Source organism: Acidaminobacter sp. JC074 (genome assembly GCF_022496765.1).
Taxonomy (GTDB): Bacteria; Bacillota; Clostridia; order Peptostreptococcales; family Acidaminobacteraceae; genus JABXKX01.
In genome coordinates this window covers 59,686-71,982 of the sequence record NZ_VANV01000012.1, presented here as the reverse complement: position 1 = coordinate 71,982, position 12,297 = coordinate 59,686, and the positions used below count along the sequence as shown (strand labels likewise).

Genomic DNA, 12,297 nt, shown 5'->3' with positions numbered 1-12,297 from the left:
TCCTAATTGTTTCCTGGATACAACGGAGACATTTCTCTCAATCGTTGTACAATTGGTATTAATGCTTCAATAGCATAATCTATATCTTCTTCAGTTGTAAAATCACCTAAGCTTAGTCTCAATGAGCCATGAGCAACTTCGTGAGTTAATCCGATACCCATAAGTACATGTGATGGATCTAAAGAGCCAGATGTACAAGCAGAACCAGATGAACCAGCCACACCCTTATGATCTAACATAAGTAGTAAAGCCTCACCCTCTATAAACTCAAATGAGATGTTCACATTACCTGGATGACGAAGTGTTCTATGACCATTTAATCTAGAGTAATCGATTTTTGATAATAAACCATCGATTAAACGGTCTCTTAGGCCTGTCAATCTTTCGATATGATCTTCTAAGTTTTCATGAGCAATTTCTGCTGCCTTAGCAAAACCTACGATACCCGGAATGTTTTCAGTACCACCACGTTTTTTCTTTTCCTGTGCACCACCATCTATAAAGTTAGCCAGTAGTGTACCTTTTCTTATATAAAGGGCACCAATACCCTTTGGTCCATAAATCTTATGAGAAGACATACTTAACATATCAATGTGCATCTCTTCAACATCAATCTTTACATTACCATAGGCTTGTACAGCATCTGTATGGAAGTAAATATTGTGAGCCTTTGCAATTTCACCAATTTCTTTAATCGGCTGCATAGTACCAATCTCATTGTTCATAAACATGATTGAGATCAATGCTGTTTCATCTGTAATAGCAGCTTTTAAATCTTCTAATGAAATCAAACCATCTGAGTCAACAGGAAGTACTGTTAACTTATAGCCTTCTTTTTCTAGTGCTTCACCAGCATGTAAAATAGCATGATGTTCAATAGCACTGGTAATTATATGGTTGCCCTTTGGCTTAACTGACTTTAAAACACCCTTTAACGCCCAGTTGTCTGACTCAGTACCGCCTGCTGTGAAATAAATTTCATCTGTTTTTGCATTTAATGTCTTTGCAATTGTTTCTCTTGAAGAGATTAAAACTTTTTTAGCATCTCTACCAAATCCATGTGGACTTGATGCATTACCAAAAGTTTCAGTAAAATAAGGTAACATTGCGTCAACAACTTCTTTTTTTACAGGTGTTGTTGCTGCGTAATCCATATAAATTCTTTTTGTCATCTTTACACCCCTTTGTCTTCAAACAATTTAATCGATGTTACAATAGATCCTTTTTCCCGTTTATTATAATAGTCATCAATCATATCTTGTAAAGTAATATTATCAACAGTTTCTAATATACTGTCTAATATTTTTTGATATATAACACGTGTGACACAAAACTCTGAGCTATCACAGTCATGATCGTCTGTCACACACTTTACTGGTGCTAATTGCTCCAAAGCTCTCAGTACTTGACCGACAGAAATGTTTTTAGGTTCATCACTTAAAATATAACCGCCTTGAGCACCACGAATACTTTTTACAACACCCGCTTTTTTGAGTTGTGATATCAACTGCTCTAAATAACTGAGAGAGATATTTCTTCTATCAGCGATGTTTGACAAAGAGATGGGTTGTTCTCCATAAAATAAAGCTAAATCAAACATTGCCTTTAATCCATATCGCCCTTTAGTCGATAGTTTCATGTATACCTCCTAATTCCAACTTTTTTACTAGGATTTCGATATAATTATAGTATACCCTAGTAATTTAGTCAACATTAAACCGTTATATAATTAACATTATTTTTCACTCAATTCTAATCTTCTTCTAATTGTATTTATAATGTAAGTCTTATACAATGTTTATAAGGAGGAATTATTATGAAATCAAACAAAAATGTATTTGCTATAGCACTGATTGCCATTGGTGTTTTATTGACTATACAAGTATTCAATGTGCCCTTTTTATCTAGCTTCAACCTAGGTAACATCATCGGTGTCTTATGGCCACTCTTTATACTTATTCCAGGTATAAACATGCTTAAGAACAAGGTGGGCATCGGTGGTATCGTTCTGACCCTTATAGGTGGTTCATTTTTACTTGAAAACACCCTTGAACTTATTGGTGTATCTTATGAAGGTTCAGTCATCTTTAAGTTTTTCTGGCCTGTTGTCCTGATTTATGTAGGTTTTAGACTCTTAACCAACGACAAGAAAATTAAATTTGATGGTGACTTTGATGATGTCACTGACAATTATGATGGTGAGTCCAATTCAAAGACAACCAATATCACCTTTAACTCAAAAAAATACATCTTTAAATATGATGAAATGAATGATGGTTTTACATCTTTAAACCTAAACATTTCCTTCGGAGGTGCCGAAATTATAGTAGAAGACGATATTCAGGTTTTCCTAGTGGGTCAATATACATTAGGCGGTTATGAGTTCTTTGAACTAGATGGCGGTGGTTTCCAAAACGAAATCAAAGAAGTTCGTTATCCAGACAACCATGACCAATATGATAAGACATTAGTCATTAAGGCCAATATCGCTCTTGGAGGCTTAGAAATCAGAAGAAGATAAGGATTTGTATGAGTAATGACCAATTAGTGGAACAATTTAAACTTTTAAAGCGGGCAAAAAAATTAGAAGAAATGGGCAGTGCCGACAGAGCACTGGACTTGTATATTGAACTTCATGAAAAGTTCGAACCCAATACTTCCGATGCTTATGAGCGCCCGGCAGTTATATATGAAAGAAAAAGACAGTATGATAAAGCCCTTGAACTTTGTCATAAAGCCATAGAAGCCATTGAAAATGACAAGATGTCTGGTACTAAAGATAAGTTTCAAAGACGTATCGATGCCATCAACGAAAAACTCAAGGATGTACCTGTTAAGGAAAAAGTCATAACAGATGATTACCGCTTTCATATCATAGGCTTTCGATCTAAAAACAAGGGTAAAAGTCTAACAGCTGTTATCTTTTATATAATTTTTATCATCATGGGTGTTCTACTAAAATCCATATACCCTACTCTTTTACTTACAGGGATTGTATATCTTGTTACTTATTTTGTAGATGTTTTTCAATCAAAGTCTAAGAAGAAAGCTATTTTTATAGCACTGTTACTGTCACTGACAGTAACAGTATTTGCAGCCTTTAATTTACCTGAAGCCATCAATAGAGTTATTGAACTAGAATCAAGCGAAGGTAGTCTAGAAGGCGGCGAACAACTCTTTACCGAAAGTGAAGAAGATAGACCCGTCATTACAGAAAAACATAAGGAAGAAGCCATCAGCTTAATTTCTTCAGAAATCGAAGTTGAAGAAGCAACCATTATTGTAGCAGAAGATCAAATTGCCTTTGGACTCAAACTTCTAGCTGGTACAGATAAGAATCGTGCCATGGATTTATTAGAAGAATTTATTGAAATACTTGCACATAGGGTCAGCGGTGATGAAGACATTAAAGCACCTGATTTTAAATCACACGGCGAACTTTACGACTATTATGACCTCACTCTTGCAGGTGGTTCAGATGCGGGTGATATTGTTGCAAAAGGCTCTAAAAAGAAAACATCCAACTTCATATCTTGGACAGAATAAAAGGCTGATTTTACTCAGCCTTTAGTTTGTTTTCTACTTGTTTCTTAGTCTTTAGTTTTAAGATATCGTCTACACTTTCATTAGAATGATTGTTGACAATTGATCTAGCTTTTAAGATCATGTTAGGACTCATAGAAAGTTCATCCAAACCGATGTTTAAAAGGTATGGAATAAACTCAGGATAGCCTGCAACATTGCCACACATACCAACCTCTATCCCCTTTACATGACCGGCTTCAACAACTGATTTTATCAGTCGTAAGAAAGCTGGATGATAAGGTGAGTATAAATCAGAAATGGTGTTGTTCATTCTATCTACAGCAGTTGTATACTGGATCAAATCATTGGTACCAATTGAGAAGAAGTCTACTTCTTCTGCTAGAACATCTGCCATAATAGCTGCAGCTGGCACTTCAATCATAATACCAACCTGATATTCATGTATTTCTACGCCTTCTGAAATCAAGTCATCATGACATGCTTTTAGTATCTCTTTTGCTTCTATAATTTCTTCCAAAGAAGCAATCATTGGAAACATGATTCTTAATCTACCATAGGCAGAAGCTCTTAGTAAAGCCCTTAATTGCGTTTTAAAAAGCTCTGTATCCTTTAAACAGATCCTGATGGCCCTATAGCCTAAAAATGGATTCATTTCTTTTTCAAGACCCAGATAATCCAGTTCCTTGTCGCCACCAATATCCATGGTCCTAATAGTAACAGGTTTAGGATTCATCTTTTCTAAGACAGTCTTATAAGCGTCGAACTGCTCTTCTTCTGTCGGAAGTGAAGGTCTATTCATATATAAGAATTCTGATCTAAAGAGTCCGATACCATCACCACTTGCATCTAAGACAGCCTGGACATCTTCAACACTAGCGATATTTCCTGCCACTTCAATTTCTTTACCATCTAAGGTTATAGAAGCTTTATCTCTGTAGGCTTCTAGAAGAGACTGAGAAGCTTCAAAATCGCTTTTCTTCCTCTTATATTCATCCACTATGTCAACTGCAGGATTGATATAAATCACACCTTCTGAACCATCGATGATCAATTGATCACCTTGATTGATTGAGGCAATCTCTTTTCCAACTCCAACAACTGCTGGTATGTTAAGTGTTCTTGCTATGATGGCTGAATGAGAGGTTTCACCGCCTATTTCAGTAACAAAGCCCTTTGTTTTTTCCCTATCCAAGTTCACAGTTTCACTTGGTGTTAAATCAAAAGTGACAATAATCGCATCATCTGTTAAGACTGCTTGACTGTCATCAATTCCACATAGTATCTTTAAAACCCTTACTTTGATATCTTTTAAGTCAAGGGCTCTTTCTCTCATATAATCATTGTCTAATGACTGAAACATGGTGATGTACTTATCAATAACACTTTCAAATGCATAAGCTGAAGATACACCCTTTTCAATTTCAGTCTTGATTTCTCCGCCCATAACAGGATCCATCAAGAGTTGTTTATGTGCTTCAAAGACCTCTGCTTCTGATTCACCAACCGTTTCTAAAGTTTTCTTTTTAAGGTCATCTAAGGCCTTTACACCACTTTCAATAGCACCATCCATTTCAGCTTGAACGGCTGAAACTTCAAGACTGGTTTCTTTGATTACTTCAATTTTTTCTTCTTTAATCACATAAGCTATACCAATGGCAATACCATCTGACGCTTTTATGCCTTTAATCATATAGATGCCTCGATTATTTCTAATATTTTAACTTCAGCCGCTTCAGCATCATCGCCCTCAGCTTCAATTTTAAGTTCGTCACCTTTAACAATACCCATAGCCATGATATTCATGATAGATCTAGCATTGGCCTTGTTGCCGTCTTTTACTAAGAAAATATCTGAGCTGAAAGCACTGCACGCATTGACAATTAAACTGGCTGGTCTTGCATGTAGACCATTTTCTGATGTAATAACAATTGATTTCATTTTAAATCCTTTCTAAATATTAACGACACATACTTTGTCAGATTTATCACAAGAACCATATGTCACATCAAAATCTTTGTATTGGCTCTTATCCGTAAAAACAACAGGTGTAATTACTGACTTTTCCTTAGACTTTAGAAAATCTAAATCTACGTCTAATAGTAAATCTCCGGCTTTTACCTTGTCACCCGCTTTAATATAGGCTTCAAAACCCTCACCCTTCAATTCCACAGTATCGATACCGATATGCACTAAAATTTCAAGACCGCTGGCTGTTTTTAAACCAAAAGCATGTTTAGTTGGAAACAACTGAACAACCTCTGCATATACTGGTGCGTATACTTTACCATCACTTGGCATAATGGCAAAGCCATCACCTATCATCTTGCCTGAAAAAACAGCATCTGGCACTTCTTCTAATTTTAGAACTTGTCCAACCATAGGGGGGATTAATTGGACATTGTTCTTCTTAAATAAACCTTTTAACATATTGACCTCCAAATCACATTAAGTGATGTATTTTAAATCCTCAATTCTACCATGAGCACAATTCAAGATTTAAGATGGTATCTCCTAAAAAGGAGATACCATTATATTATAATGCTTTTTTTATCTCATCAGCAACAAATTCTGCTTTTGTACCGATAATAACCTGCATATTTTTCTTGTTAGGTCTTAAAACACCCGTAGCACCTAGAGCTTTTAGATCAGCATCTTCTACTGCAGCAGAGTCAGCTAATTCTAATCTTAGTCTAGTGATACAAGAATCAACAGAAACGATGTTTGACTTACCACCTAAAGCAGAAACATACTTTCTACCTAATTCAGTAACGTCCATGCTCTCTAACTTCTGGATAGCTTCTTCATCTATATCTTCACGACCTGGCGTCATGATGTTGAACTTCTTGATACAGAATAAGAATGAGAAGTAGTAGAGTGCTGCAAATGCTAAACCAATAACTATGATAAGTGCTGGTCTAGTTGCTTGATTCCAAAGTAAGAAGTAGTCAAATGCACCAGCTGAGAAACCGAAACCATGTAAAACACCAAAGGCATTTGTAACCACTAATGATAAACCTGTAAATACAGCATGTAAAACATAAAGTGGGAATGCTAAGAATACAAACATAAACTCAAACGGTTCTGTGATACCTGTTAAGAAAGATGTAAATGCTACTGAGAATAGTAAACCACCAACCATCTTCTTGTTTTCTTTTTTAGCTGCAGTGTACATAGCTAAAGCGCCTGCTGGAATACCAAACATCATGATAGGATAGAAACCTGCTTGGAATACACCTGCAGTTGGGTCGCCAGCTAAGAATCTTAATAAGTCACCATTTACAATTTCGCCAGCTGCGTTAGTAAATGAACCATGACCAAACCAGAATACTGAGTTAAGTACGTGATGAAGACCTACTGGAATTAACATTCTGTTACCGAAACCAAATGCAAATGAACCGATTGCACCTGCATCAACAACTGCTCTTGAGAATGCATCTAAACCATTTTGAATGACTGGCCAGATAAATCCAAATACAATACCTAATGCAACAGCTGCGAATGAAGTCACGATAGGAACAAAACGTCTACCCCCAAAGAATCCTAAGAAATCAGGAAGTTTGATATCGTGATATCTGTTGTACAAGTTACCTGCTACGATACCTATGATGATACCGCCAAATACACCTGTATCGATGTCAGCATTCATTACCAAGTATACATTCTTCATTACGAAGAAACCAACTGCACCGGCAAGTGCTGCTGCACCATTGTTGTCTTTAGCAAGACCAAAAGCAATACCAATTGCAAATAAAATCGCCATATTGTCAAATACACCAGCACCTGACTTTAAGAAAATCTCTGCAACCTTACCTTCAATACCAGGGATACCTGCACCTAATCTTAAAAAGATTGCTGCAACAGGAAGAACTGCAACTGGTACCATCAAGGATTTACCTAACTTTTGTAACTTACCGAAAAAATTACCCATAACCCTCTCCTTTTAATAAATATTTTATAATAACCTCATTTTGCTATGATCAGTAGCAAAACATATATCTAAGCGTTTATTCAAACGACTTATTCGTAAACAAAAACAGACATCAACCAACCCATAAAGGTTAGCTAATGCCTGATCTAATCAGTAACACGCTGTTTCTTTAATCGCATCAAACGGTCTATGTGGATTGTCAAGTAACCTTGTTCATCATCAGGTACCTTCAAATCCAATTTATTTTCTATGACTTCTTTTGCCTTTGAGGCAATTGACCAAGAATCTTTAAACTCAGTTTTTATGGTATCTAATAGAGGATTCTCTAGTGAAATGCCATTTTCAATTCTGTCGATACTGGCCCTAATATGAGTCAAAAGCCTTCTGTAAGTCAAAACATCCTCTGAAATATCCTTACCTATCTCATTTTCAAGAAGCGCCACGATTTCTTTTATGACCTTGGTATTTTTTAAGGTCTTCTTAACCGCCTTGTTCTTTCTTGCAGAATGAAGATGAAGTGCTATAAATGCTGCTTCTTCTTCTGGCAATTGAACATCAATGTGTTCATTGATTAACTCTATGGCTTTCATGCCAATTTTAAACTCATCTGAGTAAAGAATTTTTATTTCATGTAAAAATGGATTGGCTATTTCAATGTCTTGTCTTAATCTCTCAATGGCAAAGCCTATATGGTCTGTTAAAACAATATGTATGTTATCGTTAAGATCACCGATTTCTTTTTCTGCCATAAGAATAATTTCCTGACACAAACCCATAATCTCTAAATCCATTTGCTGTATCAACTCATAATATTCTTTTTTAACCGACTTGTTGATGTTGATAAAAGATCTTTCGATGATGTCTTCTGAGAAGAATACGGATGTGTCCTTTTTCTTACCAAAGCCTATGCCCTTTCCTAAGAGGACAACTTCATTTTTTGTTTTATGATTTTTCGCTAGAACAACATTGTTGTTCATAACTGTTATTATCGTATAATTCGGTTTCATATATCGTCTCCAAAATTCAAAAAAAGCATGACCCACTACTTGACGTACGGTTCATGCCTGATTTAACAGTAACACACCTTTATTATGAAATCGCTTTCCGTTTTCTAAATTTATGTTAACACAAGATTTTTTATTCTGTCAACTACAATTTTTCTTTATCAAACTTATCTGACCCCATTTTTGACGATGAAAAATATTTTCTGTCTTTCAACTCATCAGGTAAATACTGCTGTTCAACGTAATGACCTTCATAGCTGTGTGGGTATAAATAATTTTTTATTTCAGCCTTGTCTTGCATATTATACCTCTGTTTCATTTTGTTTGAAGTGGCATCTCTTAAATGAGATGGCACATCTCCCACAAGACCATTTTCCACATCTGTTAGGGCTTGGTTGATGCCCACATAAGCAGAGTTGGATTTTGGCGCCGTCGCCACATAAAGCGCTGCATGAGATAGGATGATTCTAGCCTCTGGCATACCGATGATATGGACAGCATCAAAGGCACTTTTAGCAACAACAAGGGCATTAGAATCTGCTAGACCCACATCCTCACTAGCGGCTATGATGATTCTTCTAGCAATGAACTTTACGTCTTCACCAGCATAAATCATACGTGCCAGATAATGTAGAGTTGCATCAGGATCTGACCCTCTCATTGACTTGATAAAAGCAGAAACGATGTCATAATGGTAATCGCCATCCTTGTCATATTGGACCTGTCTTTTTTGACTGCATTCACTCAGTATATGTTCATCAATTAAAATCCTACCATCACCAGAAGGTTTGGTTGTAAGGACGGCAAGTTCAAGTGCATTTAGTGCCTTTCTGGCATCACCATTAGCTTGACTTGATAGGTATTCCAGGCCAGCTTGAGTCACTTGTGGCATGAACATGCCTACACCCTTTTCTGTGTCATTTATAGCCTTTATAAGGATTTCCATCAAATCATCTGGTTCCAGTGCATTTAATCTAAAAACTGTTGATCTTGATATCAAGGCTGAGTTTACTTCAAAAAATGGATTTTCAGTTGTTGCACCTATTAAAGTGACCGTCCCATTTTCTACGTAAGGTAAAAGTGCATCTTGTTGAGATTTGTTAAAACGATGAATCTCGTCGATAAAGAGAATGGTATTTTTACCAAACATACCTCTTGCATCTTGAGCCTTTTTAATAACCTCTCTGATGTCTTTAACACCTGATGTGACTGCATTAAGGGTTTCAAACTCAGAATGCGTCGACTCTGCAATTACTTTTGCCACACTGGTCTTTCCTGTACCAGGTGGTCCATATAAAATGATGGACTGTATCTTATCAGCCTGAATCATTCTTCGTAAGAGTTTACCGGGTCCTAGTATATGCTGCTGACCCATTAAATCATCTATTGTTCTCGGTTTCATTCTTTCAGCAAGTGGTGCTGAAGTTTTATTGTCTTGTTCTTGCATGTAATTAAATAAATCCATTGTTCACCTCATTAACATTATAAGATGATACAATGGATTTTAAAAGCTTTATTCAGATTTATTTTAGACCTTGGATTTGAGTAACAATATCACCTTGATTTTCAGCGTACTTGTCAATTAACATCTTAAAGTTAATAGCGCCAAGTTTATCGCTGACATCTCTTTGTACACCACCTAAATAGTAGTGGACTGGACATACACTCGTTCTTTCTAAGTCACATAGACCACTGTCACCTAAACATTTGTTCATAACAATCGGTCCATCGATTACTTCTATAACCTCTTTAAGCGAAATATCTTCAGGTTCCTTAAGCAGTGCATAACCACCACTTTGCCCTCTAAAAGAACACACCAAACCAGCTATCTTTAATTTCCTTAATATCTTCAAAGTAAATCTAATTGGAATATTTTCATTCTCTGAAATCATTTTTGCGCCTGTCTTTTCTCCAACACCTCTAAGAGATAAAAAAAGAATGATTCGTACAGCACAACCAGATTCAACAGTTATTCTCATTGTATACCTCCCCAGTTCAATTAAAACAAGTATAACACATATTTGACATATGCTAAATACTCAATTTTAAGTTTCTTGGGATTTTGTTCTAATTACGATCATTACATAGTTAAAAAATGCGTATAAAGCGAGTCCCACAGCGATATAGAGGACAATCGAGGCAATTAAATGGTCGACATTCAAAAGGACCATACAAATGGCAATATAAAAAGAAACTGTGGCCATTTTTCCAAATTTGTTGGATGGAATGATGATTTGTGTCTTTGAGTAATAAAGTCTAATGCCGCCATAAACCATGATAAGTTCTTTTATTACCATGACTGTCAGTAACCAAAGCGGCACCATATTAGTAGATGCAAGACATATCAAAACTGACATTAGCATAAGCTTGTCTGCAAGAGGGTCTAGGACCTTGCCTGCATCTGTGATCATGTCAAAGCGTCTGGCGATATAGCCGTCCAAAATGTCTGTAATGCCTGCTAGGGCAAATACTATAAACGCATAGGTGTAATTACTTTCAATGTCAGAAAAGAATAAAAAAATAAATAGTGGAATCATTGCAATTCTAAGGGATGTTAAAATATTAGGTATCTTCATACAAACTCCTTTTTTTATATTTTATCATATAAGGAATAATAAGATAATAATAAGCAAGCACAATTAAATAATTGATATGATAAAATCTGGGTATATGTAAGATGAGGAGGCAAGTATGAAAGCTTACGTTATCACCACTTACGGTTTCACCTTATTATTCACTCTAACACTTCTTGTTCATATCACAAGAAAAGAAAACCGTTATAGAGGTACATATAGATATTATGTAAACCTAGTAGCTGCAACGGCGTTACTGACATTTATAGAACTGATTTCATGGTTATTTGAAGGCCTTTCAGGTTCTTCAGCTCTTTTCATGAACTACTCATTCAATGCATTATTGTACGCCCTAAGCGCTTTGCCGATTACCATGTGGTTTATCTATTCAGACTATAGAATTTACTTTTCAAGGAAAGTTTTAAAGAAAAGAAGGTACTTTTATTTAGCAATTAATTTGATTATGTTCTTGTTTGTTATTATTAATATTCAATACCCATTTTTATTCAAACTTAACACCAGTAATGAATTTGTTGGTCTTGGTGGCACCTTGTTAACCATGACCATTCAGTTGGTATATCTGGTAGTTTATTTGATTTCTACCTTCATAAAAAGAAATCAACTGAGTAGAAAATTTGTAATGAATATTTTCATAGCCTTAAGCTTGGTAATTGTTGCATCAGTCATCAAAGGTGCTACAGGCCTTCCAACCATTTGGCCTACAATGTCCTTTCTATGTTTCTTTATGTTTTTACATGTGGAAAGAATTGAAATGGCTAAAGATGCCCTCACAGGCTTATCACTAAGAAAGCAACTAGAATCAAGGCTCATTCAACTTTTCAAGAAAGAACAAAATTTTTCGCTTATTATGATTGACCTAGATAAGTTTAAACAAATCAATGATAGCTTCGGTCATGTAAGAGGCGATCAAGTCCTCAAGGACTTCGCAGAGATTTTAATAGGTGCCATCCATAAAAAAGATTCCGCCTATCGATATGCGGGGGATGAATTTATCATCCTTATTGAAAATACCAATAAAAAGACAATTGAAAAAATTACTGATCGAATTGCCATAGGTCTGGATGCTTATCATAGAATGCATGAAGATTTAAAGGACTTGGATTTCTCTTCAGGACTACTTGAGTTTAGACCATCTGAAACAACTACTTTAGAAGAAGTCATCGCAAAAGTCGACCAAGCCATGTATGAAGACAAGAAACAAAAGAACAACCCGTAAATGGATTGT

At 35.8% G+C, this 12,297-nt stretch carries 13 protein-coding genes; 3 read left to right on the top strand and 10 right to left on the bottom strand.

The genetic code is table 11. The features are described 5' to 3' along the window. Positions 1 to 2: 2 nt before the first annotated feature. A complete protein-coding gene (gene nifS, locus EZV73_RS14480) occupies positions 3 to 1,172 on the bottom strand; it encodes a cysteine desulfurase NifS (RefSeq protein ID WP_240841058.1) in 1,170 nt (389 codons plus the stop codon). Between the two features lie 2 nt (positions 1,173 to 1,174). Further along, the gene (locus tag EZV73_RS14475) at positions 1,175 to 1,639 is read right to left on the bottom strand and encodes an Rrf2 family transcriptional regulator (RefSeq protein WP_240841057.1); all 465 of its coding nucleotides are present in this window, start codon (positions 1,637 to 1,639) and stop codon (positions 1,175 to 1,177) included. 177 nt (positions 1,640 to 1,816) lie between these two features. On the opposite strand from EZV73_RS14475, the gene EZV73_RS14470 reads away from it, so the two are divergent. Beyond that, the gene (locus tag EZV73_RS14470; protein ID WP_240841056.1) at positions 1,817 to 2,521 is read left to right on the top strand and encodes a DUF5668 domain-containing protein; all 705 of its coding nucleotides are present in this window, start codon (positions 1,817 to 1,819) and stop codon (positions 2,519 to 2,521) included. 8 nt (positions 2,522 to 2,529) lie between these two features. Then, the gene (locus tag EZV73_RS14465; protein WP_240841055.1) at positions 2,530 to 3,546 is read left to right on the top strand and encodes a M48 family metallopeptidase; all 1,017 of its coding nucleotides are present in this window, start codon (positions 2,530 to 2,532) and stop codon (positions 3,544 to 3,546) included. Between the two features lie 10 nt (positions 3,547 to 3,556). On the opposite strand, the gene ptsP is transcribed toward EZV73_RS14465, so the two are convergent. The 8 genes from ptsP to pgsA all read right to left on the bottom strand — a co-directional run bounded on the left by ptsP (position 3,557) and on the right by pgsA (position 11,054). Next, the gene (ptsP, locus tag EZV73_RS14460; protein WP_240841054.1) at positions 3,557 to 5,236 is read right to left on the bottom strand and encodes a phosphoenolpyruvate--protein phosphotransferase; all 1,680 of its coding nucleotides are present in this window, start codon (positions 5,234 to 5,236) and stop codon (positions 3,557 to 3,559) included. Continuing rightward, positions 5,233 to 5,484: an HPr family phosphocarrier protein gene (locus EZV73_RS14455; protein ID WP_240841053.1), complete on the bottom strand. Its 252-nt coding sequence runs from the start codon at positions 5,482 to 5,484 to the stop codon at positions 5,233 to 5,235. The genes ptsP and EZV73_RS14455 overlap by 4 nt, the downstream gene beginning before the upstream one ends. Before the next feature lie 12 nt (positions 5,485 to 5,496). Next, complete coding sequence (locus EZV73_RS14450) at positions 5,497 to 5,973, bottom strand: PTS glucose transporter subunit IIA (RefSeq protein WP_240841052.1); 477 nt, start codon at positions 5,971 to 5,973, stop codon at positions 5,497 to 5,499. A 106-nt stretch (positions 5,974 to 6,079) separates the two neighbouring features. Further along, a complete protein-coding gene (gene nagE, locus EZV73_RS14445) occupies positions 6,080 to 7,474 on the bottom strand; it encodes an N-acetylglucosamine-specific PTS transporter subunit IIBC (RefSeq protein WP_240841051.1) in 1,395 nt (464 codons plus the stop codon). Positions 7,475 to 7,620: 146 nt separating this feature from the next. Further along, on the bottom strand, positions 7,621 to 8,481 hold the full coding sequence (locus EZV73_RS14440) for a PRD domain-containing protein (RefSeq protein WP_240841050.1): 861 nt from the start codon (positions 8,479 to 8,481) through the stop codon (positions 7,621 to 7,623). A gap of 142 nt (positions 8,482 to 8,623) precedes the next feature. Beyond that, positions 8,624 to 9,943 carry a replication-associated recombination protein A gene (locus tag EZV73_RS14435; protein ID WP_240841049.1) on the bottom strand — a complete coding sequence of 440 codons (1,320 nt, stop codon included), beginning with the start codon at positions 9,941 to 9,943 and terminating at the stop codon, positions 8,624 to 8,626. 58 nt (positions 9,944 to 10,001) lie between these two features. Continuing rightward, positions 10,002 to 10,457 (bottom strand): Rrf2 family transcriptional regulator, encoded by a 456-nt coding sequence (locus tag EZV73_RS14430; protein WP_240841048.1) that lies wholly within the window; start codon positions 10,455 to 10,457, stop codon positions 10,002 to 10,004. 66 nt (positions 10,458 to 10,523) lie between these two features. Beyond that, complete coding sequence (gene pgsA, locus EZV73_RS14425) at positions 10,524 to 11,054, bottom strand: CDP-diacylglycerol--glycerol-3-phosphate 3-phosphatidyltransferase (RefSeq protein ID WP_240841047.1); 531 nt, start codon at positions 11,052 to 11,054, stop codon at positions 10,524 to 10,526. A gap of 115 nt (positions 11,055 to 11,169) precedes the next feature. Between pgsA and EZV73_RS14420 the strand changes: the two genes are divergently transcribed. Further along, a complete protein-coding gene (locus EZV73_RS14420; protein ID WP_240841046.1) occupies positions 11,170 to 12,288 on the top strand; it encodes a diguanylate cyclase in 1,119 nt (372 codons plus the stop codon). Positions 12,289 to 12,297 lie beyond the last annotated feature (9 nt).

What these genes read in the sequence shown, in the direction of transcription:
- nifS (WP_240841058.1), bottom strand. Translation starts at nt 1,172, where the DNA reads ATGACAAAAAGAATTTATATGGATTACGCAGCAACAACACCTGTAAAA.
- EZV73_RS14475 (WP_240841057.1), bottom strand. Translation starts at nt 1,639, where the DNA reads ATGAAACTATCGACTAAAGGGCGATATGGATTAAAGGCAATGTTTGAT.
- EZV73_RS14470 (WP_240841056.1), top strand. Translation starts at nt 1,817, where the DNA reads ATGAAATCAAACAAAAATGTATTTGCTATAGCACTGATTGCCATTGGT.
- EZV73_RS14465 (WP_240841055.1), top strand. Translation starts at nt 2,530, where the DNA reads ATGAGTAATGACCAATTAGTGGAACAATTTAAACTTTTAAAGCGGGCA.
- ptsP (WP_240841054.1), bottom strand. Translation starts at nt 5,236, where the DNA reads ATGATTAAAGGCATAAAAGCGTCAGATGGTATTGCCATTGGTATAGCT.
- EZV73_RS14455 (WP_240841053.1), bottom strand. Translation starts at nt 5,484, where the DNA reads ATGAAATCAATTGTTATTACATCAGAAAATGGTCTACATGCAAGACCA.
- EZV73_RS14450 (WP_240841052.1), bottom strand. Translation starts at nt 5,973, where the DNA reads ATGTTAAAAGGTTTATTTAAGAAGAACAATGTCCAATTAATCCCCCCT.
- nagE (WP_240841051.1), bottom strand. Translation starts at nt 7,474, where the DNA reads ATGGGTAATTTTTTCGGTAAGTTACAAAAGTTAGGTAAATCCTTGATG.
- EZV73_RS14440 (WP_240841050.1), bottom strand. Translation starts at nt 8,481, where the DNA reads ATGAAACCGAATTATACGATAATAACAGTTATGAACAACAATGTTGTT.
- EZV73_RS14435 (WP_240841049.1), bottom strand. Translation starts at nt 9,943, where the DNA reads ATGGATTTATTTAATTACATGCAAGAACAAGACAATAAAACTTCAGCA.
- EZV73_RS14430 (WP_240841048.1), bottom strand. Translation starts at nt 10,457, where the DNA reads ATGAGAATAACTGTTGAATCTGGTTGTGCTGTACGAATCATTCTTTTT.
- pgsA (WP_240841047.1), bottom strand. Translation starts at nt 11,054, where the DNA reads ATGAAGATACCTAATATTTTAACATCCCTTAGAATTGCAATGATTCCA.
- EZV73_RS14420 (WP_240841046.1), top strand. Translation starts at nt 11,170, where the DNA reads ATGAAAGCTTACGTTATCACCACTTACGGTTTCACCTTATTATTCACT.